This window comes from Sphingopyxis sp. (genome assembly GCF_051861155.1).
Classification (GTDB): Bacteria; Pseudomonadota; Alphaproteobacteria; order Sphingomonadales; family Sphingomonadaceae; genus Sphingopyxis.
Genome location: NZ_JBHYDE010000002.1, coordinates 337,380 through 363,264 on the forward strand (window position 1 = coordinate 337,380; position 25,885 = coordinate 363,264).

Consider the following 25,885-nt stretch of genomic DNA (forward strand, 5'->3'; position numbering starts at 1 on the left):
GGGGTTCGCGCGGGTTGGGGTTTCTCATCGCTACCCGCAAGGCCGCGTGGACGCGAGATCGAAGCCATTTCGACGTCCCTGCGGGATTTGACCGATTTTGCCCATGGCGTCGTCGGAAAGTCTTGAGATATTGACATATCCCGTCGCCTTTCCTCCTCGCCCTGAGCAAAATCGCCTCAAACCTCGATCGCGCAATTAATGGGGCCTGACCCTAGCCACCGCTTCGCTCTCGACAGCCGCGCGCCAGCGGCTACGAATGGGGCATGGCACAAGGCACCCATGATTTCGTCCCCGATCCGCGCAACGACGCGATCCTGATCAACGTCAACGGCACGCTGGTGCCGCGGGCAGAGGCGCGCGTGTCGGTGTTCGACAGCGGCTTCATGCTCGGCGACGGGGTGTGGGAGGGCATCCGCGTTCATAAAGGGCGCATGGCGTTCCTCGACCAGCATCTGGATCGCCTGTGGGAAGGTGCCAAGGCGATCGCGATGGACATCGGGATCGACCGCGCCGCGCTGACCCGGCGGCTCTACGATACGATCGACGGTAATGGCATGGACGCCTGTCACATCCGGTTGATGGTCACGCGCGGCATCCGATCGACCCCCTATCAGGATCCGCGCGTCGTCATTTCGCCCGCGACGATCGTGATTATCGCAGAGTATAAGGATCCGTTGCCCGCGACGGTCGAAAAGGGGCTGTCGCTGTTCACCGTGCATGTGCGCCGCGGCGATCCGGCGGTGCAGGATCCCAAGCTCAACTCGCACAGCAAGCTCAACTGCATCACCGCGTGCATCCAGGCGGCGCAGGCGGGTGCCGACGAGGCGCTGATGCTCGACCCGCACGGTTTTGTCGCGACGTGCAATTCGACGCACTTCTTCATCGTCCGCAAGGGCGAAGTGTGGACGTCGAGCGGCGATTATTGCCTCGCCGGGATCACGCGCAGCAATGTCATCCGCATCTGCCGCGAGAACGACATTCCGGTGTTCGAGAAGAATTTCTCGCTGACCGAGGTCCATGGCGCCGACGAGGCGTTCGTCACCGGCACCTTTGCGGGCGTCGTTCCGGCGCACACGATCGACGGGCGCGTGCTGACCGACGGGCGCGGGCCGATGGTCGAGCGGTTGCAGGGGCTTTACAAGGCGTTGATCGAGCGTGACATCGCGGGGCGCGACCGGCCGTGACCGACTGCATCCGCATCGCGATGTGGTCGGGGCCGCGCAACCTGTCGACAGCGATGATGCGCAGCTTCGGCAGCCGCGCCGACACGCATGTGACCGATGAGCCTTTCTACGGTGCCTATCTGAAAGAAACCGGCGATCCGCAGCCAATGGCGAATGACGTTATGGCGTCGATGGATTGCGACTGGCGCGGTGTAGCGCGCGGCATGACCGGCGCCTGCCAAACGGGCACGCCGATATGGTACCAGAAGCATATGGCGCACCATATGGTCGGCCCCATCGCGCACGACGACCTGCCGGGGCTGCGCCACGCCTTTCTGATCCGCGACCCGGCCCGCGTTGTCGCCAGCTATGCCGCCAAGCGCGTCGCGGTGCGGCCCGACCATCTGGGCACCGCCAAGCAGGTCGAATTCTTCGACCGCGAGGCCGATCGCCTGGGCCATGCGCCGCCGGTGATCGACAGCGCCGACGTCCTGCGCGATCCGGCGACGATGCTGCAGAAATTGTGCGCGGCGCTGGGCATCACGTGGGATCCGGCGATGCTGTCCTGGCAAGCGGGGCTGCACCCGACCGACGGCGTCTGGGCGACGCATTGGTATGATGCGGTGGCGTCGAGCACCGGCTTTGGCGCACCCGATAAACCGCAGCCTGACCTGAAACGCGACGAGCTCGCGGTCGCCGACGCGTGTCGCCCGGACTATGACCATCTGGCGCAGCACAAGATTCCGCTGTCCTATTAAGTCCTGTTTTGCCATCAATTGGATGGGCACTAACAACAGGCGGATCAAATATGCAATCGCGGGTAAAGTTCGGCAGTTTTCTGCGGGGAATCGCTTTGGGTTCGGTTGCGCTTTTCGCCGCTCCTGTGCTCGCTCAGGAGCCAGCGGGCCAGACGGTCATCACCGCCGCGCGTTATGTCGATGTGCTGACGGGCAAAACAGTCGAGTTTCCCGCAATCTTTGTTGGCGCCGACGGCCGCATCACCAATATCGCCGATGCGCGCACGGTGCGCTGGGGCAGCGACGTCAAGCATATCAATCTGGGCGACAAGACGCTGGTTCCCGGGCTGATCGACATGCACGTCCACCTCGACGGACCCGCTGACATCGGCGGCTATCGCGGGCTGGAGTTCACCGACAGTTTCTGGGGCATGACCGCGGTCAAAAATGCCCGCGACATGCTCGATGCCGGGTTCACGACCGTGCGCAACGTCGGATCGGGCGACCGCAACGACATCGGCCTGAAACAGGCGATCGATGCCGGTTATGCGGTCGGGCCGCGCATCGTCCCTGCGGGTTACGCGCTGGGTGCGACCGGCGGTCATTGCGACAGCACCTACCTGCCGCCCAGCCTGGAAAAGAAGGACGGCAAGGAAGAGGGGATCGGCGACAGCCCCGACGAGCTGCGCTATCAGGTCCGCCGCCAGCGCAAGTTCGGCGCCGAGGTGATCAAGGTGTGCGCGACCGGCGGGGTGTTCTCCCGCAACACCGAACCCGGCCAGCTGCAGGTGCCCGAGGCCGAACTGCGCGCGATCGCTGACGAGGCGCATCAATGGGGGCTGCGCGTCGCCGCGCACGCGCATGGCGGGGCGGGGATCCGCGCTGCGATCGCCGCGGGGATCGACACGATCGAGCACGCCAGTCTGGTCGACGACGAAGGCATCCGCATGGCGGTGGCGCGCAAACAGCCGGTGTGGTTCGCGATGGACATCTTCAACACCGAATATACTCAGGCCGAGGGCGCCAAGAACGGTGTGCTCGAGGATAATCTGCGCAAGGATCGCGAAATCGCCCAGATCCAGCGCGACAATTTCCGCAAGGCGCACCGCGCCGGGGTGCGGATGGTGTTTGCGTCCGACGCCGGGGTGATGCCGCACAGCCAGATCGGCGGCCAGTTCCGCGTCATGGTCGAATATGGCATGACCCCATTGCAGGCGATCCAGGCGGCGACGAAGAACGCCGCCGAGGCGCTGGGGCGCGAAAAGGATGTCGGGGCGATCGCGGTCGGCCGCTATGCCGATCTGGTTGCGGTTGATGGCAATCCGCTGACCGATGTGCGCCAGCTGGAAAGCGTCGATGCAGTGGTCAAGGGCGGGGTGCTGGTGAAGGGCGAGTAATCACGCCCACCTAAAGCCGTTCGTGCTGAGCTTGTCGAAGCACCGTATTTCTTCGCTGCAACGGTGAGGCGAAGGACAGCCCTTCGACAAGCTCAGGGCGAACGGAAATTTGGTTGCTCAATAGACCACCAGCTTGTCCACGATCGCATCGCGCATTTCGGGCGTGAAATTCAGCACTGCCTCGGCATAGGTCGCCACATCGCCATGGTCGCGGCGCACCGTGGCGAGCGCGGCGTCGAGGAAGATCGGGTTCACCGACATCAGGGTGCGGATCGCGTCATCGGGAATGTCGGCGTTGTACCGCGCGCGGATCACATCGCCGCCCTGCACGATCCGTTCCTCGATCCTGCCCGCGCTGTTGGTGAGGAGATAATCGTGCATCAGATCGTCCTCATGGACGCCGAGCAATCGGTGGACGACCGCGACGGCAAAGCCGGTGCGGTCCTTGCCTGCGACGCAGTGAACCAGGCTGGGCGCATCATATTCGGCGAGCGCTGCAAGGTAGAGGCGCAGCGTCGCGACGAGCACCGGGCGGTACGGCATGCCGGCATAGGTGTCGATCATCCGCGCCCGCGCGGTGTCGTTGTCGATGCTGCCCTTCGCCGCCTGCAGATGCGGCGCGAGCCCCGCGGTGTTGCCGTCGGCGAACAGCACCCGCGCCGAAAAATCGTCGCTGCGCCGGCATGGGTGTGCGGCGCGCTCATCGTCGCCGCGCAGGTCGATGATCGTCTCGATCCCCAGCTTGTCGATCGCCGCCAGATCGTCGTCGTTCGCGTCCTGATGATGCGCCGATCGCCACAACATACCGCTACGCAGCCGCCCGCCGCCTTCGACCGCATAGCCGCCATAATCGCGGAAATTGTGGATGCCGGTCAGGGGCAGGACGCGCTCGGCAATCATGGTCATTCTCCTGTAAACACCGGCGGGCGTTTTTCGACGAAGGCATTGATCGCCTCCCGGTTATCGGCCGTTTCGTGCACGATCGCCTGATAGGCGGCGCTGAGCTCCAATATGTCGCTCATCCGGCTATGCTGTGCCTCGCGCAGCAGCCTTTTGGTCAGGCGCAGCGCGCGGGGTGGATTGCACACGATCCGTTCGGCAATCGCCACGGCGCGGTCGAGCAGTTCCGCGTCGGGGACGACGTCCGTGACCAGACCATATGCCTTTGCCTGGTCCGCGTCAAAACGGTCGCCGGTCAGGAACAGTTCGGCGGCGCGGGGATAGCCAAGCACCTTCTGCAGCAGCCAGGCGCCCCCGTCGCCGGGGACGATCCCGACCTTGATGAAACTGCACGCGAATTTGGCGCTTTCCGCGGCGATGCGGATGTCGCAGGTGCAGGCAAGGTCGCAGCCGAGGCCGATGGCGTGGCCATTGACCGCGGCGATCATCGGTATTTCGCAGTCCATCAGCGCGCGGATCACCGCCTGCACGCCCTTGCGGTAATTGCTGCGCGTCGAATCGGGCTGGTCGAGGACGCCGATGCCGGTACGGTCCTGCATGCCCTTCAGATTGCCGCCGGCGCTGAATGCCTTGCCGCTGCCGGTCAGGATGATCGCGCTGACGCCGCGATCGTCGCCAAGGGCGCGGAGGGTGTCGATAATGTCCTGGCAGTCTTCGTGGGTGCCGATCGCGTTCATGCTTTCGGGCTTGATCATGGTCAGGATCGCGATCTTGCCCCGCCGCTCGACACTCAAAAACTCGCCCATCTCAAAATCCTTTTGCTGCTCGGGAAAAGCTATTGCATGGCTGGGCGGACATGCAAGGCTTTGCGCTCTATCCGTTCGATCCACCCGGCGACATCGCTGCACTGCGCGCCGAATTGCTGGGCTGGCTTGCGGCGAACCAGCCGCGGGGCGACATCGTCGCGCGCGCGAATTGCTGGGCGAGCTTCGATGCCGATTTCAGCCGCGCGCTCGGCGGAGCGGGCTATGTCGGGATGACCTTACCGACCCGCTATGGCGGCCGCGACCGGCATCCGCTGGAACGCTATGTGGTGATCGAGGAATTGCTCGCCGCCGGTGCCCCAGTTGGCGCGCACTGGATCGCGGACCGCCAGACGGGACCGCTGATCCTGCGCTATGGCAGCGAGGAGCAAAGGCAGCGCTACCTGCCGGGGATTGCGAAGGGCGAGCTTTTTGCCTGTATCGGGCTGTCCGAACCCGGCGCCGGGTCCGACCTGGCTGCGGTGCGCACGACGGCGCGTGAAACCGCCGAGGGCTGGCGGATCAATGGCCAGAAGATCTGGACCACCGGCGCGCATTTTTCGCACATCATGCTGGCGCTCGTCCGCACCGAGGAGGGCAGCGAACGCAATGCGGGGCTCAGCCAGCTGCTGATCGATCTCGACACCCCCGGCATCACGATCCGCCCGATCATCGACATGGCGGGCCACCATGATTTCAACGAGGTGTTTTTCGACGATGTCCTCGTCCCGCACGGCGCGCTGGTCGGGACACGCGGGCAGGGGTGGCAACAGGTCACCGCCGAACTCGGGCTCGAACGATCGGGGCCGGAGCGGTACTTGTCCAGCCACGCGCTGCTCGTCGCGCTGATCGATGCGGCGGGCGCCGACCCCGACCCGGCGCTGGCGGCGCTGATCGGCGAACTTACCGCCGAGATGTGGACGCTGCGCCAGCTGTCGATGTCGACCGCCGCAAAGCTGGCGGCGGGCGAGGATCCGATGGTCGAGGCGTCCGTGGTCAAGGAATTGGGCAATGCGTTCGAACAGGATATGCCGCGCCGGGTGCAGGCGATCGTGACAAGCGGCTGGGACGATGCGGACGATCTGGCGCGGCTGCTCCGCGCGCTGCTCATCGCTTCGCCCAGTTTTTCGCTGCGCGGCGGGACGCGCGAGGTGATCCGCGGGATCATCGCGCGCGGGCTGGGCCTCAGATGAGCGCGGCGCGCGAGATGCTGTGCGATACCGCGCGGGCGGTGTTTGCCGAGGCTGCGACGGCGGGGATGGCGCCGGTCGAGGCGGCGGGGTTCGGGCTGTTGCTGGTGCCCGAAGCCGACGGCGGTTTTGACGGCGACTGGGGCGACGTGAACGCCGTGCTGCAAATCGCCGGGGTTCTCGTGCCCGACCTCCCGGTGGCGCCGTTGATGCTGGAGGGCCGTGACGAGGCGCTACACGCCGCTGCGACAGTCAGCCTGATGGCGGGCGCTATGGGGCAGGCGCTGGCGCTGTCGATCGAGCATGTGAACACCCGCCAGCAATTCGGGCGACCGCTCGGAAAATTCCAGGCGGTGCAGCAATCGCTGGCGGTGATGGCGTGCGAGGTGCGCGCGGTCGAAGCAGCGGCTGCGGCGCTGGCGGCGCGGCTGGATGTCGTGACGTTTGATCCGTCGGCCGCGGGTTTCGAAATCGCCGCGGCGAAATTGCGCGCCAACCGCGCCGTCGGGGTGGTCACTGCGATCGCGCACCAAGTGCATGGCGCGATCGGCTTTACCCGCGAATATGATCTCAATCGGGTGACGATCCCGTTGATGCGGTGGCGCAGCGCGCATGGGAATGACGCCTATTGGGCGGCGCGGCTGGGGCAGCAGGTGGCGGGGTTTGGCGGCAAGGGGCTGTGGGAAGCGCTGACCGCGCGTTGAGTTTCTACCCCGTATTCCGTTCGCATCGAGCGAAGTCGAGATGCCTTTGGGCGATGCGCGACTTCGCCGTGTCTCGACTTCGCTCGACACGAACGGACGTTGGACAATTAGCGCACCGCACCACCCTCACGCAGCGCCGCGATCGTGCCCACGTCATAACCAAGCCCCGCCAGCACCGCATCGCCATCGCCGCCGACGGCAGGCGCAGCGCGCGGGGTGTCGTTGACCGTTCCGGAGTATCGCGGCGCCGGGGCGGGCTGCACCGCTCCGCCCACGCTCACAAACGTTTCGCGCGCCACATTGTGCGGGTGCTGCGGTGCTTCGGCCAGCGACAGGATCGGCGCGAAGCAGACGTCGGTCATTTCCATGACCGTGCACCATTCGTCGCGGGTCTTGGTCTTGAACAGCGCGGTCAGCTTGTCCTTCAGCGCCCCCCATTGTGACGGGTCCATCTGCGCATCGAAATCTTTATCGTCGGTCAGCCCGGTCTTCTCGCGCAGCAGCGCATAAAATTGCGGTTCGATCGACCCGATCGAGATGAACTTGCCATCGGCGCAGGCGTAGCTGCCATAGAAATGGGCGCCGCCGTCGAGCATATTGACGCCCGCTTCGTCCTTGAGCCGGCCCGCGGCGTTGAAGCCCCAGGTCATCCCCGCGAGCAACGCCGACCCATCGGTCATCGCGCAGTCGATCACCTGACCCTCGCCGGTGCGTGCAGCGTGGACAAGCGCGCTCGCCATGCCGAACGCCAGCATCATCCCGCCGCCGCCGAAATCGCCGACATAATTGACCGGCGGCACCGGCTTTTCACCCGCGCGGCCGATGCCGTGAAGCACCCCCGACAGCGCGATATAGTTGATGTCGTGTCCCGCCGCATGGGCATAGGGCCCAAACTGGCCCCAGCCGGTCATGCGCCCGTAAATCAGCCGGGGATTGTCGGCGAGCAGCACGTCCGGCCCAAGCCCGAGGCGCTCCATCACGCCGGGGCGATACCCCTCGATGATCCCGTCGGCGCTTTTGCAAAGGTCGCGCGCGATCGCCACCGCGTCGGGGTTCTTCATATCGAGTGCGATCGAGGTCCGGTTGCGGCTCAGCGGATCGCGCGGGTCCATGAACCCGCCGGGGCGGTCGATGCGGATCACCTCGGCGCCATGGTCGGCGAGCATCATGCCGCAGAAAGGACCGGGACCGATCCCGGCGAATTCGACGATCCTGATGCCTTTGAGCGGTCCCGTCATGCCATCAGATCCGTTCGATGATGATCGCGGGCGCCATGCCGCCCGCCGCGCACATGGTGACCAGGCCATAACGACCGCCCGAGCGTTCGAGTTCGTCGAGCGCGGTGCCGATCAGGATCGACCCGGTCGCGCCGATCGGATGGCCGAGCGCCATCGCGCCGCCGTTGATATTGACCTTTTCACGGTCGAGATCGAGGTCGCGGATGAATTTTTCGGCGACGACGGCAAACGCCTCGTTGATTTCCCAGACGTCGATGTCGTCCTTGGTCAGCCCGGCCTTCTCCAGCACCTTCTTCGCCGCGGGAACGGGCGCGTTAAGCATCAGCGTCGGATCGTCGCCGATATTGGCATAAGCGACCACGCGGGCGCGCGGCTTCAAGCCGTGCTTGTCGGCATAGTCCTTCGACGCGAGCAGGATTGCCGCAGCGCCGTCGACGACGCCCGACGAGTTGCCCGCGTGATGGAAATGCTCAATTTCGACATCGGGGTAGCGGCGATTGACCTGCTTGCGGAAGGTGAAGCCGCCGCCAAGATCGAAATCGGCAAGCCCGGTGAAGGCGGGCTTGAGCGACGCCAACCCTTCGGCGGTGGTTTCGGGGCGCGGGAATTCTTCATGGTCTAGCGCGACGCTGCCATCGGGGTTGAGCACGGGGACGACCGACTTGTCGAATCGGCCTTCCTTGATCGCGCGGTCGGCGCGCTGCTGGCTGACCAGCGCGAGCGCGTCGAGCGCCTCACGGCTGATGCCTTCAATGGTGGCAATCGCGTCGCCGCAGACGCCCTGATGCGATTGCGGGTGGAGCTCGTCGAGCGCCTCATGGCCCGATCCCATCAGCCGCGGCGGCAGCCCGGCGTTGGCCTGTTCAGCGGCGAAAGCGGTGGTGTAGCTCATCATTTCGGTGCCGCCCGCGATAACGCAGTCTTCCATGCCGCTCATCACGCTGGCTGCGGCAAAGTTCACCGAGCTGATGCCACCGCCACAGAAACGGTCGAGCGTCGTCCCCGATGCCTTGGTGTCATAGCCCGCCGACAGCGCCGCCATGCGGCCGAGGTCGCCGCCCTGCTTGCCATTCTGGCTCGACGTCGACCAGACGATGTCGTCGACCGTCGCGGTGTCGAGATTGTTGCGGTCGCGGATCGCGGCGAGCACCGTCGCGGCGAGATGCTGGGGATGGAGGTGCGACAAAGCGCCCTTGCCCGGTTTGCCGACCCCGCGCGGGGTGCGGACGGCGTCGATGATATAGGCTTCGGCCATGAGATAATTCCTTTCGGGGAGCGTTTAACGAGGGGCCATGCGGATCGCGCCGTCGAGGCGGACGGCCTGGCCGTTGAAATAGGTGTTGCGGATCATTTCCATCGCCAGGCTGGCATATTCCTCGGCCTTGCCGAGCCGCTTGGGGAAGGGGACCGAGGCTTCGAGGCTTTCTTTCACCTTCGGGTTCATATTGCCCAGCAAAGGCGTGCCGAACACGCCGGGCATGATCGCATTGACGCGGATGCCAAGGTCCATCAGGTCGCGCGCCATCGGCAGCACGAGGCCGTTCACGCCCGCTTTCGCCGAGCCGTAGATGACCTGACCGATCTGCGCGTCCTGCGCCGCGACCGACGCAGTGAAGATGATTGCGCCGCGTTCGCCGTCGTCCATTTCGGGCAGCGTCGCCATGCCCTCGGCGGCAATCGACCCGATGCGATAGCTTGCGGTCAAAATGCCCGCCACGCCATAGGCATAATCTTCGGTCGGGGTGCGGCGGAAGGTGCGGCTTTCCTTGTCATAGGCGAGCGTTTTGCCGCGGCGCGAGGTCATTGCACAATGGACGCAAATCCGTTCCTGGCCATGCGCCGCGCGCGCCTTGGCATAACCGTCCAGAACCGATTGTTCGTCGGTGATGTCGACCTTGCAGAACAGCCCGCCGATCGCCGCCGCGACCTCTTCGCCCAGCGCCTCGTTGATGTCGAAAATGGCAACCTTCACGCCAGCCGCCGCCAGCGCTTCGGCAGTCGCCCGGCCCAGGCCCGATGCGCCGCCGGTGACGACGGCTGCGGTGGTCGAATCGAACTTCATGGACTGTGCCTCCTCAGGCCGGAATCTGGTTGAACGGGATGCCCTTGTCGGGGCGATGATCCTGCGGCAGGCCGAGCACCTTCTCGGCGATCGTGTTGAGCAGCGTTTCATCCGACCCGCCGGCGATGCGGCCGGTCGGCGCGTTGATCCAGCTCGACGCCCAATCCTCCTTTTGCGAGGCATGTTCGTCGAAGGCGAAGCCGCCGGTGCCCTGCAGGTCGATCGCGAGCTCGGACAGTTTCTGGCGCGAGCGCACCGCGACGAGCTTGTTGAGCGACCCTTCGGCGCCCGGGATCATCCCGGCCTGCATCATCAGCCGCGCCCGGACGTTGATCGAATCGAGCCCCGACCGCATCGCATAGTTACGCGCAATCTGTTGCCGGATGCGGCCGTCCTCGATCGCCGGCTTGCCATTCAGTTGGGTGTCTTTGGCCAGATCGACAAACAGGTCGAGATGCGGCCCGAACCCAGCGCTGTCGGTCGCGACATAGCGTTCGATCATCAGCGTCGCGATCGCGACTGCAAAGCCGCCGCCGACGGGCGACATGCGATGATCGTCGCTGATCTTCACATCGTCGAAGAACACTTCGTTGACGTGGCTGTCGCCGCCCGCGAGCCTGATCGGGCGCACGGTTACCCCCGGCGCTTTCATGTCGACCCAGAAATAGGTCAGCCCCTTGTGCTTGGCGACGGTCGGGTCAGTGCGCACGACAATAACGCCATAGTCGCTATAATGCGCCCAGCTGGTCCAAACCTTTTGGCCGTTGATCTTCCACCCGTTGCCGTCGGGCTCAGCCTTGGTGCGCAGGCCCGCGAGGTCCGAGCCGCCCGAGGGTTCGGAGAACAGCTGGCACCAGATTTCTTCGCCCTGCAGCGCTTTGAGCACGCGTTCCTTGACGAATTCGCGGTCGCTGCCGAACTGCATCAGCACCGGGACCGGCATGCCGAGCGAGATACCGAAATAGAAGCTCGGAAAGCCGTGCTTCATCTCTTCGGCGTCGAAGGTGACCTTTTCGAGATGGGTCAGCCCCTGGCCGCGATATTCGGTCGGCCAGTTGATCCCGGCATAGCCCGCGTCAAACTTTGCCTTTTGGTAGCGGCGCCCGAGCGCCAGATCGTCGGCCTCGGCCAGTCCTTTGCGCGCGTCGCGGCCAAAGGTCGGCGCCATCATGGCGAGCCACGCCGCGGCTTTGGCGCGATAGGTTTCAAGATCGCTCATGCCGCTTCTCCTGCCAGCCGGTCGACGAGGACATCTTCCCAGAATAGGCTGCTGCCTTGTTCGATCGCGAGGCTGCGCGCGCGGCGCATATGAAGGTGGAGCCCGATCTCCCACGTGACACCGATGCCGCCGTGAATCTGGATGCAATCGCGCGCCGCGGTGTCATAGGCCTCGGTCGCCGACAGCCGCGCCGCCGCGGCGGCGGTGATGAAATCGGCCGCGCCTTCGCGCGCGGCGGCGTGGATGCAGTTGGCGCGCGCCAGTTCGACCAGCCCGTAAAGCTCGGCAATCCGGTGTTTCACCGACTGAAAGGCGCCGATCGGCTGGCCGAAAGCGCGGCGGGTCAGCGCATAATCGCGCGCGATCTCCATCAGTACTTCGGCGCCGCCGGTCTGCTCGTGCGCAGTCACGACCGCCTGAAGCGCCAGAATATGGAGCGCGGCATCGTGCGCGGCATGCCCCACCGCCAGCGTCTCAGCGGGCGTCGCGGCAAAACCAAGGTCGGCCAGGCAGCGGCTGTTGTCGAAGCTGACGATGGCGGTGCGTTCTACCCCAGCCAGATCGACCAGCGTCAAGACGGGCATGCCGGGGCCGTTGGCGAGGACGATCGCCACGTCGGCGGCCAGACCGCCCGAAACGCCGCGCGCGGCGCCGTCGAGCAGGTCGCCAGTCAGCGTCACGTCGGGCCGGGAGGGGAGGGCGTCGGGGCCGGCCGCGAAAGCGATCGCACCGATGCTTTCACCCGAGGCCAGCTGTGGCAGCCAGCGCGCCTTTTGCGCATCGGAGCCATAAATCTCAATCGCCTTGGCGGCACCGAAACTTGACGTCAGAAACGGCGCGCCGCTGAGCGATCGGCCGGCCTGATGCGCGATCAGCCCGAGTTCGACCAAGCCGAGTCCCAGTCCGCCCTGATCTTCGGGAAGCGCAAGCGCGGTCCAGCCCTGTTCCTTGGCAGTCTCCCAAAAAGGGCGGTGATATTCGCCGACCGATTCGAGCAACGGTAACAGCGCCTCGGTGCTGGTGCGCGCCTCGAGCACCCGCCGCGATTCGGTCGCGATCGCCTGTTGGCCTTCGTCATAGAGGATGGTCATGATGCCATTCGTCCCGCTCCCATATATCTTGTCTTGCCAATGAACCGGACGTTGACGTAAACGTCAAGTCAATTCCGGCGCGGCGGCGACGTAGCGTCAATTTGTTGCGATCGAAGATGGGGAAGGACTGACGATGGCTTTCAAGACACGCATCACCGAAATGCTGGGGATCGAACATCCGATCGTGCAGGGCGGGATGCAGAGCGTCGGCTATGCCGAACTGGCGAGCGCGGTGTCGAACGCCGGCGGGCTGGGCATCATCACCGCGCTGACCCAGCCGAGCCCCGCGGCACTGCGCGAGGAAATCGAGCGCTGCCGTGCGATGACCGACAAGCCGTTCGGGGTGAATATGACGGTGTTCCCGACGATCAACGCCCCCGATTACAAGGCCTATGCGCAGGCGATCATCGACGGCGGGGTCAAGATCGTCGAGACCGCGGGGACGCAGGCGGTGCGCGAAATCTGGGAGATGCTCAAACCGCATGGCGTGACCATCCTCCACAAATGCACTGCGGTGCGCCACGCGCTGTCGGCCGAGCGCGCGGGCTGCGACATCATCTCGATCGACGGCTTCGAATGCGCCGGGCACCCCGGCGAGGACGATATTCCCGGGCTGATCCTGATCCCCGCCGCCGCCGACAAAGTGAAGATCCCGATGCTGGCGTCGGGCGGGTTCGGCGACGGCCGCGGTCTTGTCGCCGCGCTGACGCTGGGCGCCGAGGGCATCAATATGGGCACGCGCTTCTGCGCCACAGTCGAGGCGCCGATCCACGACAACGTGAAGCAAGCCTATGTCGATAACGACGAGCGCGGCTCCTACCTGATCTTCCGCAGCCTCAAGAACACCGCGCGCGTCGGCAAGAGCGAAGTCAGCGAGGAGGTCGTGCGCCGCCTGGCGCAGCCCGACGCGACCTTTGCCGATGTCGCCGAACTGGTGAACGGCAAGGCCGGGCGCGAACTGCTCGAAACCGGCGACCTGTCAAAGGGCGTGTTCTGGGCCGGGATGGTGCAGGGATTGATCCACGACATTCCGACCTGTCAGCAACTGATCGACCGGATCATCGCCGACGCCGATGCGATCGTCGATCAGCGGCTCGCTTCGATGCGCGGATAACCCGCGACGTCGCCGTGGCGCTGGCGCGGCACGCGCGCTTTCGATATGATCCGATTCTTCGCAATTTGATCAGACCGGAACCCGTCGGCGTCCTCGCCCGCCGGAGCGCCAGGGGGGATGTTTGAGCCTCATCGAATATAAGGGTTTCGGCGGCGTGGCGTTGCCCGCCGATGTGCTGGGCGACGACAATGACCCCGCGGTGCTGCTGATCCCCGACATCGGCCGGGAGCGCGCGGCGTGGCGCGCGGTGGCCGACGGATTGGTACTGTCGGGGCGCCGGGTGGTGAACCTCGATCTGCGGCCGGGTGACGGGCCGGATCAACTAGCGGCGCATATCGAGGATTTGCGCCTCGTCCTCGCACAAATGGGGTCACGCCCCGTCGTGGTTGCGGCGCGGCACGGCGGCTGGATTGCAACACGCGCGTTGGCGACCGACGGCGTATTGCTCGCGGGCGGGCTCGTGCTGGTCGATATGCCCGCGGATGCCGACGCCATTGCGAGCGGCATCGCGGCGCGTCAGACGCTGCCGACGCTGGTGGTGCGTGGCGGCTTTGCGCCCGCGCAATGCAGCACTGCGAGCGATGCCTTTCACGCGGCGCTGCCGATCGGCGAAAGCGCCGACATCGACGAAGCCGATCTGGCGCTCGACGCCGACCGGACCGAGGCGTTGCTCGGCCAGCTGCTCGAATTTCTCGAACGCCGCCAGCCGCGCGAGGCGACCGAGTTTCAGGCAGGGTCGGACCCGCGGACGCTGCGCGATGCGATGGGCTGCTTTGCCACCGGGGTGACGATCGTCACCACGCTCGATACGGCGGGGGTGCCGGTGGGGCTGACCGCGAACAGCTTTACCTCGGTCTCGCTCGATCCGCCGCTGCTGCTGGTCTGCATCGCCAATGCGTCGGGCACCGCGCCCGCGCTGCGCGAGGCGGAGCATTTCGGGGTCAATGTCCTGCAAATCGGCCAGCAGCCCGCGTCGAACCGGTTCGCGACGCGCGGCGAGGATCGGTTCGCCAACCTGCCGTGGGCGCCGGGCCAGACCGGCGTGCCGCTGCTCGGCAGCTCGCTGGTGTCGTTCGAATGTCAGCGTGAATCGCTGCACGAGGCGGGCGATCATTTCATCCTGGTTGGCCGCGTCGTGCGCGCGCAGTTCGAACCGCACCGCGACCCGCTGCTCTATTTTCGCGGCAAGTATCGGCGGCTGCATTTCGCCTGACGAAGGGCGAACCGGACAGGGCCCGATGGCGGAGCGGGTGGGATTCGAACCCACGATAGGCTTTTGACCTATACTCACTTTCCAGGCGAGCGCCTTCGACCACTCGGCCACCGCTCCGCATGCTTGGAACGCGCGCCCTAATCGCTGGGCGGGGCTTTCGCAAGTCGGTTGAGCATGGCAGACAGGCGGCATGAAACATCTGCTTCTGGCCGCCGCTGCCGCTTCGCTCGCCCTCCCGGTTACTGCGCAGGAACCAGCGCCGATCCCGTCACCCGGCGAGATCGCCGCCGCGGCGCCCGCCAGCGACTGGATCGCGATCGCGCCGTCCGACCTGCTGGTGATGGACCTGGCGCCCGACGCCAATGGCAAGGCGCGCCGCGTCGTCATCCAGCTGATGCCGGCGCCGTTCAGTCAGGGATGGATCGGCAACATCCGCAAGCTCGCCGCCGCGCATTGGTGGGACGGGACGAGCGTCAATCGGGTGCAGGACAATTATGTCGTGCAGTGGGGCGATGCGACCGAGAAGAAGGCATTGCCGGCGGGTTTGGTGACGGTGCCGGAGAGAGGGTATGTGACGCCGCTCGCCGAAGATTTGCAGGCCGCATTGCGCGCGAAAATGAAGTCCGAAGAGGCCGAACTGCTCGCCGCCTTCCGCCAACCTGCAGACAAGAAAATTTCAGCGGTCAAGCGAGCAATCCCGCGCGACCCCTTCGCCGACGAGACCATTGCTTTTCACGGCTGGGCCGTCGCCGTCGACCGTCAGGATGAGTCGGGTTGGCCCGTACATTGCTATGGCATGGTCGGCGTCGGCCGCAACCTGTCGCCCGACACCGGCAGCGGCGCAGAACTCTACACTGTCATCGGCCACGCTCCGCGCCATCTGGATCAGAACATCGCCCTCGTCGGCCGCGTGATCAGCGGGATCGAGCATTTGTCCAGCCTGCCGCGCGGCACCGGCGCGCTGGGCTTTTACGAGGATGAGAAGGAGCGGGTGCCGATCGCGTCGATCCGCATTGCCGGCGAACTGGCCGCGGCCGATCAGCCGCGGTTTGAATATCTGTCAACCGAAAGCGACAGCTTCGCGCGCTACGCCGATGCGCGCGCCAATCGCCGCGATCCCTTCTTTATCAAGCCTGCTGGCGGCGCCGACATCTGCAATATTCCGGTGCCGGTGCGGGCTGTCGCGAAATGACAATTTGCTGCCGTTCGCATCGAGCGACGCCGAGATGCGGGCAGGGCGTGGGCTCACGCCGGGCGTCTCGACTTCGCTCGATACGAACGGGTTGAGAGCGAAGTGGACAGCTTCACCGTCACTGCCCCGCTCTGGCGCTGGCAGTCCGTTACCGCCCCTGCCGCCTGGTTTTTCGTCACCATCGTGGGCGACGCGGCCGATGGAATCCGGATCGCAGCGATCAGTGGGCAATGGCTGAACGGGCGAAAGGGATTCGGATCGGCGCGGGTCGATGTGACCATCGGCCAGACAAGCTGGCAGACATCGGTGTTCCCGCACAAGGAGAGCGGCGGCTGGCTGCTGCCGGTCAAGGCCGCGGTCCGCAAGGCGGAGGCGCTGGTCGAGGGTGACGAGGTGACGGTGACCGTCAGTCTTTAGCCGGGATTTCCGCCCGGGCATCGCGCGCCTGCGCCTTGCGCTTGCGCAGATTGTCGCGCAGCGCTTCGGCCAGGCGGCGTTCGCGTTCGATGTCGGCGGGGGAGGGCGGCTTGCTCACAAGGGTGCCATGCCCGCGAAAATAGCCGATCGTCAACCCTCGCACCTTGACAGGCGACAGGCGCCCCGTCATAGGCCGCGCCTGCCCAGCGAACAGGCGTTTGCGGGCGTTCCGGTTGCTGCTGTAGCTCAGTGGTAGAGCGCGTCATTGGTAATGACGAGGTCGGGAGTTCAATCCTCCCCAGCAGCACCATTTTTCCTTAGCATTATCGCCAAAAAATGGTGCGGACGCTTGGCTCAAGCTATTCGTCGAGCCTGCTCTTGAATGCCGTTCCGCTTATGACTGCCCCGCTTACAGCGCTTTTGGGCCGCCCATCGTCGTCGCGCAAAAGACCTTGACGCTATGCTATTTGGTGCTTCGCTCCGTCTGCTGCATGATGGATAGGAAAGGAAATCTCGTCATGTCTGCTCGCCTTAATCCTGGCCGCCGCGAACTCATCGCTGGCGCCGCTGCACTCAGCGCTGCTGCCCCGACATTGCTAGCTCAAAAGGGAGAGCCGTCAGCGGGCACTGAAGAAAGAGATGCTAGCCGCGTCTCGACGCTTCCAAATGGGGAAGATCAAAATTTTCTGGCGGTGACGCCCCAACGGTTCGGAGCCCGGGGGGATGGCGAGGCAGATGATGGCGCGGCCCTTCAATCCGCGCTCGCGGCGATCTCAAGATCGCCATATCCCGGGGGTACAATCAGCTTTCCCGGTATGGAGATGAATCTTGGAACGAGCGGCTTCATCGTTACTGGAGAGGTGGATCTCGATTTCCGCAGAACCTGGATAAGGGCTAATCCCCCGGCTCGATTATTTTCCTATGGCTGGGGGACGAAGGGAACGAAACACACCGTGGCTCGCCCGCGCGTGACGGGAGGAAATATCCGCCTCTCGGGCGCTGGGCGCACGGCATTTGCCTTTCAGAACTGCGACAGTCCTCTTATGCGCGATACATCGATTGACCTGCTGCAGGCCTCTCAAATTGGAATCCATGTAAGAGGTCTCGACGATCCCGCTTGCCCATATTACGGGGTCCTGGACAATGTCCGCGTATCGGGCGGAAGCAATCCCGTGCCTGGCGATGGACGGATCGGGATATTGTTCGAGCCTCTGCCCTCCCCGGAGAGCATCGCCCCAAATCGCTGGATATTCGGCAATCTGCGCCATGTTGCGTCGATCGACTACGGCATCGATATTCGGGGCGCCGCGGGGATGGTTGGCAGCAACATCAATCTTGAGAATTGTTTCGTGGCGGCGATCCGTTTCGGTCATGGCGTTAGAAAGTACACTGGCCCAATTACAAGCCTTACGGGATCAGGAACGAGCGGTTTCAACGTGCGGGGGCTTGCGGGAACGCCGCTCGCCGCAACCGGCACGCTCATAGTCAATACGGGCCAGAATGCGGGCTATTCGCTTCCTGTTACATCGCTCAATCGCGCGACGGGGGACATCATTCTGCCTTATGATTTGCCCCATCGTTTGGCGATAGGGGACAGCATTACCTATACGGAAGTTAGGGCGCATGGGATCAGCTTTGACAATGTAACCTATGAGGGCTCAGCCAATGCCGAGGATTTCGTCGTGTTTGCGGCGGGCGCCAGCGGATGCCGTGTCGTGACCAGATATTTGACAATGCCCAATGGAATGGCTTTTCGGCGCGAAATTGAAGATATCAGTAATTCCATAGCGGCGCGGAATGAGACGTTCTTTTATGAAATGGAGCTTTCCGAAGGCGACGGTGATGAGTGGCTTGACCCGTCTCATTTGTCATCCGTCAGCGGAGGTTGGACCGTTCCGGAAGGCGGAGCGTGGGTGGACAGCGTGACAATCACCGCAAGCGTTCGATCACCAAACAGTCATTCGGGAACCATTGAAGCTGACGTGTTTGTTAATGGCTTCTCGCAGCAGCTAAAACCAAAATTGACGCAACTTTCTCCCAACTATGGGGTCCGTGTCAGGAAGTCGATAACGACCGGGGAGTTTCTTCGCTCAGGTCAAACGATCAAGGTCTTGATCAGGAAAACTGGTGGTCTTCGGCTTCGTGAGCGTGTCCGTGTCGCCGTTCGGCTGGGGTTTGTCGGATAGCAGTCCGGTCTTGCGGATCAAATCTTCGCCGCCAGCAGCCAGTCGTGGAACAGCTTCACCGCGGGCTGGCGCAGCGCGCGCGGGCGGCACACGAACCAGTAGCTGTACGGGCTGTCGACGTCGAAATCGAACAGGCGGACCAGCCGCGCGTCGTTCGCGTCGTCGAGGTGGTGGCCGTGCATGAAGGCGACGCCGATGCCTTGTGCCGCCGCTTCGAGCATCAGCGGCCCCGAATCGAAATAGTCGATCCCCGCCGGTTCAAGGTAAGGCATGCCGATCGCCTTTTTCCACTCGGCAAAGGTCTCGGGCATCTCGCGGTGGAGGAGCACCGTCATGCGCTGCAATTGTTCAGGGACCGCAATCGGCCGATCGGCGTCGGTCAGGTTACGCGCCGCGATCGGGAATACCTTGTCCTGGTCGAGCCGCGCTGCATACAGCGCCGGGTCGATCGAGCGGGCGAGGGCGATGGCGGCGTCGATGCCGTCGCCCAACCGCGCTTCGGCATGCGACATGGTGTCGATGTCGATGTGCAGTTCGGGATGCTCGCGGCGCAGTTCTGGCAGGCGCGGGAACAGCCGCTGCTGGGCAAAGAGCGGCAGCACGTTGAGGTGCAGGCGTAGCGACGCGTCGGGGCTGTCGACCTGGCCGATCACCGTGCGCAGCTCGTCGAGGATCGGCGACAGCTGTGCCTGCAACGTGCGCCCCGCCTCGGTCAGGCTGAGGCCATGATGGTGGCGGTTGAACAGCGGCCGGCCGACGGCATGTTCGAGCGTCTGGATGCGTCGCGATAGCGCGGGCATCGACAGGCCAAGCTCGATCGCGGCCGCCTTGACCGTGCCGTGGCGGGCGACCTCGAGAAAGGCCTCCATGCTGCTGAGGGGAGGAAGGCGTGGCATATCGGGCACCGATGATGACATGCCGCCGCGCGACTTGCCAGAATTTTGTGCAGTGCGGCATAAGATGGTGCAGCACCGAGGAGGGGCGAGGGGTCGCAAATCGGGAACGACCTCCCTATCTTCGGCATTCTGACCTTTTTGAGGGAGATGCGCCTTGGCCGATGCAGCGGTAAAAGAAAAACAGGTGAAACTGCAGGTGGCGAATTCGCGCGCCGAAGAGAGCGGCGGCGGGATTGCGCGTATCCCGCGCTCCGCGATGGCCGAATTGGGCGTCACCGAGGGCGATATCATCGAGATCAACGGCAAGCGGCAGACCGCGTCGCGCGTCGTGGCGCCTTATGCCGAGGATGAAGGGCTGGAGGTCATCCGCCTCGACGGCCTGCAGCGCGCCAATGCGGGCGCGGGCGCCGGCGACATGGTGATGCTGAGCCGGGTCGAAACGCGCCCGGCGACGCGCGTGGTGTTCGCCCCGGCGCAGGAAAATCTGCGGCTACAGGGATCGGCGAACGCGCTGAAGCGCAGCTTTTTCGGGCGGCCGCTGGTGGCGGGCGACACCGTCGCGACCGCCGGACAACAGCGGTTGGAATCGGGCGACATGCCGCCGCAGCTGCGCCAGATGCTCAATGCGCCGGCCTATGCGTTGGCCGAGGTTCGCCTGATCGTCGTCTCGGCAGCACCAAAGGGCGTCGTGTTTATTGACGAGAATACCGAAATCGAGCTGCTGCCAGAATATCAGGAGCCGCAGGACGCGCGCCGGACCGATGTGACCTATGACGATCTGGGCGGGCTGGGCGAGACGATCGACCAGCTGCGCGAAATGGTCGAGCTGCCGCTGCGTTACCCCGAATTGTTCCGCCGCCTGGGCGTCGATCCGCCGCGCGGGGTGCTGCTGCATGGCCCGCCGGGCACCGGCAAGACGCGGCTGGCCCGCGCCGTCGCGAACGAGAGCGAAGCGCAATTTTTCCTGATCAACGGCCCCGAAATCATGGGGTCGGCCTATGGCGAATCCGAAAAGCGGCTGCGCGATATTTTCGAACAGGCCGCCAAGGCGGCGCCGTCGATCCTGTTCATCGACGAAATCGATTCGATCGCGCCCAAGCGCGGCCAGGTGACGGGCGAGGCCGAGAAGCGCCTGGTGGCGCAGCTGCTGACATTGATGGACGGGCTGGAGCCGCGCACCAATCTGGTGGTCATCGCCGCAACCAATCGCCCCGATGCGATCGACGAAGCGCTGCGGCGCCCGGGCCGCTTTGACCGTGAGATCGTGATCGGCGTGCCCGACGAGAGCGGGCGGCGCGAGATATTGGGCATTCACACGCGCGGCATGCCGCTGTCCGAAAATGTCGATCTGGCCGAACTGGCGCGTACGACCTTTGGTTTCGTCGGCGCCGACATGGCGTCGCTGACGCGCGAGGCGGCGATCGAAGCGGTGCGGCGGATCATGCCCCGGCTCGATCTGGCCGAGGGGACGATCCCGCCTGAGGTGCTGGAGGAATTGCGCGTGACGCGCGAGGATTTCAGCAACGCATTGAAGCGCGTGCAGCCCTCGGCGATGCGCGAAGTGATGGTGCAGGCGCCGACAACGCGGTGGAGCGACATCGGCGGGCTCGACGCGGCGCGCGAGAAGCTGATCGAGGGGATTGAGCTGCCGCTGAAACATCCCGAGGCCTTCCGGCGGCTGGGCATCCGCCCCGCCAAGGGTTTCCTGCTCTACGGGCCGCCCGGTACCGGCAAGACGTTGCTAGCGAAAGCGGCGGCGCGCGAATCCGATGCGAATTTCATTTCGATCAAATCGTCGGACCTGCTGTCGAAATGGTATGGCGAGAGCGAGCAGCAGATCGCGCGGTTGTTTGCGCGCGCGCGCGCCGTCGCGCCGACGATCATCTTCATCGACGAACTCGACAGCCTGGTCCCGGCGCGCGGCAGCGGCACGTCGGGCGAGCCGCAAGTGACCGAACGCGTCGTCAACACGATCCTGGCCGAGATGGACGGGATTGAGGAGATGCAGTCGGTCGTCGTGATCGGCGCGACCAACCGCCCGAACCTGATTGACCCGGCGCTGCTGCGGCCGGGCCGGCTCGACGAGCTGATCTATGTCGCGGTTCCCGACCAGGAGGGGCGCCGCCGCATCCTTGAAATCCAGACCGGCAAGATGCCGCTGGCGGACGAGGTCGATCTGGCGGTGCTCGCCGAGCGGTCGGAGCGCTTTACCGGCGCCGATCTGGAGGATCTGACACGGCGTGCGGGCCTCGCGGCGCTCAAGCGGTCGATCAACAGCGATGTGGTGACGATGGCCGATTTCGAAGCGGCGCTGAAGGACACCCGCGCTTCGGTGACCGAAGCGATGGAAAAGGATTATGAAAAGATTCAGGGCGAGATCAAGCAGGCCGCGATGAGCGTCGATCCGATCGGCTTCTTCGCCCCCGGCATGCTCAAGCCGGTGCGCGAGCGCAAGCATGGCGATAGCGACGCGAAGGACTAGCTGGTTGCGGGCTGGTCCTGCCGCAGCGCCGACCAGCCCCACAGCACCAGCCAGCCGCAAAAGCCCGCCATCAGGCCATAGGCGACCATCGGGTGCCAATTGTACAGCAGCACCCCGACCGCGGGCGAGACGATATAGGCCGACCCGTTGATCGACGCGGTCATCCCCGCGACGCTGCCCTGATCGCGGCGCGGAACCGATAATGAAGCGCCCGCGGTAAAGCCGGGGCGGAACAGCCCGAACCCCAGTGAGGCGAGGGCGAAGCCGATGATGATGCCGTGCAGATTCTGCGACAATCCGGTCATCACCAGCCCGGTCGCGCCGAGCGCCGAACCGGTCAGCACCGCGGTGCGCGCCGACAGCTTGAGCAGCGGGATCAGCCCCCATTGCGATAACAGCGTCGCGAACGCCCCGGCCATCAGCACGATGCCGGTCATCGCCGCACCCTCGTCGGGGCGGAGGCGAAGCTCCAGCCGGTCGAGGATCAGAAAACCGATGACGCCCAGCATCATCGCCTGCGCCTGCCCGCCGTACAGCCCTGCGAGCAACCATGGGCGAACGCGCGTGTCGGACCAGCGCAGCGGCGGTGCGGCGGCCGCGCCGGGGTCGACTACCTCGTCGTCGCTCTCGTCGGTCGCCGCCGCGGGCGAACCCGCCGACGTCGGATAGGCAACGATCGCGCCGCGTGCCGCGAAGCGCGGCACATCGTCGGGCAGCCGCCAGCGCAGCATGATCAGGACGAGCAGGCCGATCAGCGCAAAGACGAGCAGCGGACCGGCGAGGCCGACAAAGGGCAGGATGAAGAACGGCGCGATCGCGGGACCGATTACCGTGCCCAGGCCAAAGGAGGACGAAACGAGCGAGAGTGCCTGTGTCCGCTCCTCGGGCTCGGTGCGCGCCGCGACATAGGCCTGCACTGCGGGCGGTGCCGCGGACCCGAACCCGCCGTACAGGCTGCGAAACAGCGCAAAGATGATGAAGGTCGTGCCGGCGGCGAGATAGCCCTGCAGCCCCGACCAGAGCGCGAGGCCGCAAAACGCCATCGACAACATGAACCCGATCACGCCCAGCGCCATCAGCGCCTTGCGCCCGCGCCGATCCGACTGGCGCGCCCAATAGGGGGCGGTCATCACCCACAGCAGCGCCGACCAGCTGAACGCCAGGCTGACCCAGACGTCGGGAATATGCAGCTTGGCGCCGATCGCGGGCAGGATCGACTGCATCGCGGTATTGCCCGCGGCGGCGACGAGCATCACCGCAAAGAGGATCGTCATCCGGTCGGCGGGGATCGAGCGTGATGTCTTTGCCATGGCCGATCCCCCTTTGCCGGTGCGCGCCCGCGAGTGGCCTTTCCCTACACGCGCGCGGCGACCTGTCCAGAGTCAAGACTGACTCTTTCCTTGCGCCCGCGCGCCGTTTTTGCCACGCCAGCGCCAACCGCAACAACGCGAAAGCCACCATGACCAATCCGCGGGCGCAGGCCCAAGAAACGAAAGCCCCGCTGGCCCGTCGGCTGCGCGAGGGCTTCAAACGCTTTTTTGGGCCGTGGGGCATGTTCGTCCGCGGCTTCATCAAGCATCCGGTCATGGTGGGATCGATCGTGCCGTCGTCGCCGACGCTGATCCGCCACATGCTGCGGCCGGTGGATTGGAAGAACACGAAGCTGTTCGTCGAATATGGCCCGGGGGTCGGCACCTTTTGCCGCCCGGTGCTCGAACGCATGGCGGGCGATGCGACGCTGATCGCGATCGACACCAACGAGGACTTCATCGACTATCTGCGCAGAGACATCCGCGACAGCCGCTTCATCGCGGTGCACGGATCGGCGTCGGACGTCGAGGCAATCATCGCGGCGCATGGCTTTGAAAAGGCCGACTATGTGCTGTCGGGGCTGCCTTTTTCGACGTTGCCCACAGGGGTTGGTCCGGCTATCGCCGCCGCCACCCACCGCGTGCTGCGTCCCGGCGGTGCGTTCCTGGTCTATCAGTTCCGCGCCCGCGCCCGCGATTTCCTCGCGGCGCATTTCACCCGTATCGACAATGCGTTCGAATGGGTGAACGTGCCACCCTGCTTTCTGTTCTGGGGCTGGAAGGACTAAACCTCCGCATCAGGGTCGGTTTCACCCAGCCCGAAATTGAGCCGCCGCGACACTGTATAGTCGGCGACCCCGACGACAAACCACGCCAGCGTCCAGCGCAGCCGGGTGAGCCACCCGGCGCGCGCCTTGTGTGCCGCGGGGGTGATGTCGTCGCAGTCGTCCTGCTGCGCCGCGATAAAGCCGCGCATTTGCTCTGCGAAACCCGCATCGGCGACGCGCAGCATCACCTCGACATTCACGAACAGGCTGCGCATGTCGAAATTGGCGGTGCCGACATAGACGACGTCGTCGATGACGATCAGCTTCATGTGCAGCTTGCACGGCCGATATTCCCAGATCTGCGCGCCTTTGCGCAGCAGATAGCCAAAGAGCAGGCGCGAGGCACCGATCGTCGCCGCATTGTCGGATTTTGCCGCCATGATGAAGCGCGCCCGGCCGTGCCGCGCCACGCGGCCAAGCCGCCGCAGCATGCCCTGACCGGGCGAGAAATAGGCCATCGCCATATCGAGCTGGCGCGCGCCTGTCAGGTCGGTGCGCACCGCGCGCGCCCAGGGCGACAGCCGCTGGGTCGGGCCGCCGACCAGCCACGTCACCGGACCCGCCTCGACCGGCCATTCGCGGATCAGGCGGCGCAGCATCAATAGCTTGCCGTCGTTGTTCACCGTATAATCGTGGATTTCTTCGAACCAGGCGATCATCCGCGCCACCGACGGGCCGCGCACGACGACGCCCAGGTCGAACCAGCAATTGCCGCCCCGCGCGCTGAGATAGGGGGCGGCGATGTTGAAACCCCCGGTGACCGCCACCGCCTCGTCGATCAACAGCAATTTCTGGTGATTGCGGACCAGATAGCTCGACCGCCAGTGCCGCGAAAAGAAAGTCACGCTGCCGCCTGCCGCGCGCAGCGGCGCAAAGATGCTATCGGAAATGTCCGACGACCCAAAACTGTCGATCACCGCGCGCACCTGCACCCCGCGCTCTGCCGCGGCGGTCATCGCGTCAAGCACCCGCGTTCCGGCGTCGTCATGCTCGAAAATATACATGATGATGTCGATGCTGCGGATGGCGCCGTTCAGCAGCGCTAGGATGCGGTCGAGCCGCTGGTCGCCGTCGACGATGACTTCCAGCCGGTGCCCGGCGACGTCGGCGGTCAGCGTATCGGGATCGCTGGCGGGGTGCGGCGCATCGGTCATCGACCGTTCATAGGCGGGGCGCGACAAACCCCGCAAGGGCAGCGCTTCGATTGACAGCGACCGGCCTTGCTGCTAGCGCGCAGCGCTTGCCGCCATGCCTCCCAAAAGGCTGGTCTCTCCGATATCTAAGGAAACAACATGGCCCGCGTTACCGTCGAGGATTGCGTCGACAAGATTCCCAACCGTTTCGACCTCGTCCTGCTCTCTGCGCACCGTGCGCGTGAGATTTCGGGTGGTTCGGAACTGACCGTCGATCGCGACCGCGACAAGAATCCGGTCGTGGCGCTGCGCGAAATCGCCGAGCAGACCGTGCGTCCGAAGGATCTGAAGGAAACGCTGATTACGACGCTGCAAAAGGTCGTCGTCGATGATGACGATACGCCCGATGAAATCAGCTCGATCAGCCGCTCGGCCGAAGCTCTCCGCCTGACCGCCGCCGCGCCGCCGCGCAGCCCCGCGGGTGGCGGCAGCGACTTCGAATAAGCTTCGCGAATATCGAGATAAGGGGGCCGCAAGAAACTGCGGCCCTTTTTTGTTGAGGTAGGGTGTACGGAATGTCTCCTGGTGACCATTTCCTGTCATCCCCGCGA

The 25,885-nt window shown here is 64.9% G+C and carries 24 protein-coding genes and 2 tRNA genes; 14 read left to right on the plus strand and 12 right to left on the minus strand.

The genetic code is table 11. The annotated features are described in order from the left end of the window. Positions 1-263: 263 nt before the first annotated feature. The 3 genes from ACTIFP_RS04840 to ACTIFP_RS04850 are packed head-to-tail and all read left to right on the plus strand — an operon-like array spanning position 264 to position 3,297. Positions 264-1,184, plus strand: a complete 921-nt coding sequence (locus tag ACTIFP_RS04840; RefSeq protein ID WP_439567581.1) for an aminotransferase class IV — start codon at positions 264-266, stop codon at positions 1,182-1,184. After that, complete coding sequence (locus ACTIFP_RS04845) at positions 1,181-1,921, plus strand: HAD family hydrolase (RefSeq protein WP_439567582.1); 741 nt, start codon at positions 1,181-1,183, stop codon at positions 1,919-1,921. The genes ACTIFP_RS04840 and ACTIFP_RS04845 overlap by 4 nt, the downstream gene beginning before the upstream one ends. Positions 1,922-1,971: 50 nt before the next feature. After that, positions 1,972-3,297 carry a Xaa-Pro dipeptidase gene (locus ACTIFP_RS04850; RefSeq protein WP_439567583.1) on the plus strand — a complete coding sequence of 442 codons (1,326 nt, stop codon included), beginning with the start codon at positions 1,972-1,974 and terminating at the stop codon, positions 3,295-3,297. A 117-nt stretch (positions 3,298-3,414) separates the two neighbouring features. Here the strand turns inward: ACTIFP_RS04850 and ACTIFP_RS04855 are convergent, their stop codons facing one another. Together ACTIFP_RS04855 and ACTIFP_RS04860 are read right to left on the minus strand one after the other, a co-directional pair. After that, entirely contained in the window at positions 3,415-4,203 is a 789-nt protein-coding gene (locus ACTIFP_RS04855) for a tyrosine-protein phosphatase (RefSeq protein WP_439567584.1), read from the minus strand. Then, complete coding sequence (locus ACTIFP_RS04860) at positions 4,200-5,003, minus strand: crotonase/enoyl-CoA hydratase family protein (RefSeq protein WP_439567585.1); 804 nt, start codon at positions 5,001-5,003, stop codon at positions 4,200-4,202. Before ACTIFP_RS04860 ends, ACTIFP_RS04855 begins: the two co-directional genes overlap by 4 nt. 50 nt (positions 5,004-5,053) lie before the next feature. Here ACTIFP_RS04860 and ACTIFP_RS04865 point away from each other — a divergent pair, with 50 nt between their 5' ends. Both ACTIFP_RS04865 and ACTIFP_RS04870 read left to right on the plus strand, forming a co-directional pair. Next, the gene (locus ACTIFP_RS04865) at positions 5,054-6,193 is read left to right on the plus strand and encodes an acyl-CoA dehydrogenase family protein (RefSeq protein ID WP_439567586.1); all 1,140 of its coding nucleotides are present in this window, start codon (positions 5,054-5,056) and stop codon (positions 6,191-6,193) included. Further along, positions 6,190-6,894: an acyl-CoA dehydrogenase family protein gene (locus ACTIFP_RS04870; RefSeq protein ID WP_439567587.1), complete on the plus strand. Its 705-nt coding sequence runs from the start codon at positions 6,190-6,192 to the stop codon at positions 6,892-6,894. Before ACTIFP_RS04865 ends, ACTIFP_RS04870 begins: the two co-directional genes overlap by 4 nt. 107 nt (positions 6,895-7,001) lie before the next feature. On the opposite strand, the gene ACTIFP_RS04875 is transcribed toward ACTIFP_RS04870, so the two are convergent. Genes ACTIFP_RS04875 through ACTIFP_RS04895 form a run of 5 tightly spaced genes read right to left on the minus strand, consistent with a single transcriptional unit; the run spans position 7,002 to position 12,504 of the window. Beyond that, positions 7,002-8,132: a CaiB/BaiF CoA transferase family protein gene (locus ACTIFP_RS04875; protein WP_439567588.1), complete on the minus strand. Its 1,131-nt coding sequence runs from the start codon at positions 8,130-8,132 to the stop codon at positions 7,002-7,004. Positions 8,133-8,136: 4 nt separating this feature from the next. Then, entirely contained in the window at positions 8,137-9,387 is a 1,251-nt protein-coding gene (locus ACTIFP_RS04880; protein WP_439567589.1) for an acetyl-CoA C-acetyltransferase, read from the minus strand. Between the two features lie 24 nt (positions 9,388-9,411). Beyond that, on the minus strand, positions 9,412-10,194 hold the full coding sequence (locus tag ACTIFP_RS04885; RefSeq protein ID WP_439567590.1) for an SDR family NAD(P)-dependent oxidoreductase: 783 nt from the start codon (positions 10,192-10,194) through the stop codon (positions 9,412-9,414). 13 nt (positions 10,195-10,207) lie between these two features. Continuing rightward, the gene (locus ACTIFP_RS04890) at positions 10,208-11,413 is read right to left on the minus strand and encodes an acyl-CoA dehydrogenase family protein (RefSeq protein WP_439567591.1); all 1,206 of its coding nucleotides are present in this window, start codon (positions 11,411-11,413) and stop codon (positions 10,208-10,210) included. Then, positions 11,410-12,504, minus strand: coding sequence for an acyl-CoA dehydrogenase family protein (locus ACTIFP_RS04895; protein ID WP_439567592.1), 1,095 nt, complete (start codon positions 12,502-12,504; stop codon positions 11,410-11,412). The genes ACTIFP_RS04890 and ACTIFP_RS04895 overlap by 4 nt, the downstream gene beginning before the upstream one ends. Positions 12,505-12,637: 133 nt before the next feature. On the opposite strand from ACTIFP_RS04895, the gene ACTIFP_RS04900 reads away from it, so the two are divergent. Both ACTIFP_RS04900 and ACTIFP_RS04905 read left to right on the plus strand, forming a co-directional pair. Further along, complete coding sequence (locus tag ACTIFP_RS04900; RefSeq protein ID WP_439567593.1) at positions 12,638-13,618, plus strand: NAD(P)H-dependent flavin oxidoreductase; 981 nt, start codon at positions 12,638-12,640, stop codon at positions 13,616-13,618. A 121-nt stretch (positions 13,619-13,739) separates the two neighbouring features. Next, the gene (locus tag ACTIFP_RS04905) at positions 13,740-14,831 is read left to right on the plus strand and encodes a flavin reductase (RefSeq protein WP_439567594.1); all 1,092 of its coding nucleotides are present in this window, start codon (positions 13,740-13,742) and stop codon (positions 14,829-14,831) included. Positions 14,832-14,857: 26 nt separating this feature from the next. Here the strand turns inward: ACTIFP_RS04905 and ACTIFP_RS04910 are convergent. Next, positions 14,858-14,948, minus strand: a tRNA-Ser gene (locus tag ACTIFP_RS04910). Between the two features lie 73 nt (positions 14,949-15,021). Between ACTIFP_RS04910 and ACTIFP_RS04915 the strand changes: the two genes are divergently transcribed. Then, positions 15,022-16,023, plus strand: coding sequence for a peptidylprolyl isomerase (locus ACTIFP_RS04915; protein WP_439567595.1), 1,002 nt, complete (start codon positions 15,022-15,024; stop codon positions 16,021-16,023). A 102-nt stretch (positions 16,024-16,125) separates the two neighbouring features. Next, positions 16,126-16,440: a DUF1905 domain-containing protein gene (locus ACTIFP_RS04920; RefSeq protein WP_439567596.1), complete on the plus strand. Its 315-nt coding sequence runs from the start codon at positions 16,126-16,128 to the stop codon at positions 16,438-16,440. On the opposite strand, the gene ACTIFP_RS04925 is transcribed toward ACTIFP_RS04920, so the two are convergent. After that, the gene (locus ACTIFP_RS04925) at positions 16,430-16,630 is read right to left on the minus strand and encodes a hypothetical protein (RefSeq protein ID WP_439567597.1); all 201 of its coding nucleotides are present in this window, start codon (positions 16,628-16,630) and stop codon (positions 16,430-16,432) included. The genes ACTIFP_RS04920 and ACTIFP_RS04925 overlap by 11 nt on opposite strands. A 45-nt stretch (positions 16,631-16,675) precedes the next feature. On the opposite strand from ACTIFP_RS04925, the gene ACTIFP_RS04930 reads away from it, so the two are divergent. Both ACTIFP_RS04930 and ACTIFP_RS04935 read left to right on the plus strand, forming a co-directional pair. Continuing rightward, a tRNA-Thr gene (locus ACTIFP_RS04930) sits at positions 16,676-16,750 on the plus strand. A 208-nt stretch (positions 16,751-16,958) separates the two neighbouring features. Next, positions 16,959-18,626, plus strand: coding sequence for a hypothetical protein (locus tag ACTIFP_RS04935; protein WP_439567598.1), 1,668 nt, complete (start codon positions 16,959-16,961; stop codon positions 18,624-18,626). 17 nt (positions 18,627-18,643) lie between these two features. Here the strand turns inward: ACTIFP_RS04935 and ACTIFP_RS04940 are convergent, their stop codons facing one another. Beyond that, entirely contained in the window at positions 18,644-19,522 is an 879-nt protein-coding gene (locus ACTIFP_RS04940; protein ID WP_439567599.1) for a LysR substrate-binding domain-containing protein, read from the minus strand. 154 nt (positions 19,523-19,676) lie between these two features. Here ACTIFP_RS04940 and ACTIFP_RS04945 point away from each other — a divergent pair, with 154 nt between their 5' ends. Continuing rightward, a complete protein-coding gene (locus ACTIFP_RS04945; protein ID WP_439567600.1) occupies positions 19,677-22,004 on the plus strand; it encodes a CDC48 family AAA ATPase in 2,328 nt (775 codons plus the stop codon). On the opposite strand, the gene ACTIFP_RS04950 is transcribed toward ACTIFP_RS04945, so the two are convergent. Continuing rightward, complete coding sequence (locus ACTIFP_RS04950; protein ID WP_439567601.1) at positions 22,001-23,314, minus strand: MFS transporter; 1,314 nt, start codon at positions 23,312-23,314, stop codon at positions 22,001-22,003. The two genes, ACTIFP_RS04945 and ACTIFP_RS04950, sit on opposite strands and share 4 nt — an antisense overlap. 149 nt (positions 23,315-23,463) lie before the next feature. Between ACTIFP_RS04950 and ACTIFP_RS04955 the strand changes: the two genes are divergently transcribed. Then, positions 23,464-24,102, plus strand: a complete 639-nt coding sequence (locus ACTIFP_RS04955) for a class I SAM-dependent methyltransferase (RefSeq protein ID WP_439567602.1) — start codon at positions 23,464-23,466, stop codon at positions 24,100-24,102. On the opposite strand, the gene ACTIFP_RS04960 is transcribed toward ACTIFP_RS04955, so the two are convergent. Beyond that, on the minus strand, positions 24,099-25,295 hold the full coding sequence (locus ACTIFP_RS04960) for a phospholipase D-like domain-containing protein (protein ID WP_439567603.1): 1,197 nt from the start codon (positions 25,293-25,295) through the stop codon (positions 24,099-24,101). The genes ACTIFP_RS04955 and ACTIFP_RS04960 overlap by 4 nt on opposite strands. A gap of 138 nt (positions 25,296-25,433) precedes the next feature. On the opposite strand from ACTIFP_RS04960, the gene rpoZ reads away from it, so the two are divergent. Then, positions 25,434-25,778, plus strand: a complete 345-nt coding sequence (rpoZ, locus tag ACTIFP_RS04965; RefSeq protein ID WP_439567604.1) for a DNA-directed RNA polymerase subunit omega — start codon at positions 25,434-25,436, stop codon at positions 25,776-25,778. Positions 25,779-25,885: the final 107 nt, after the last annotated feature.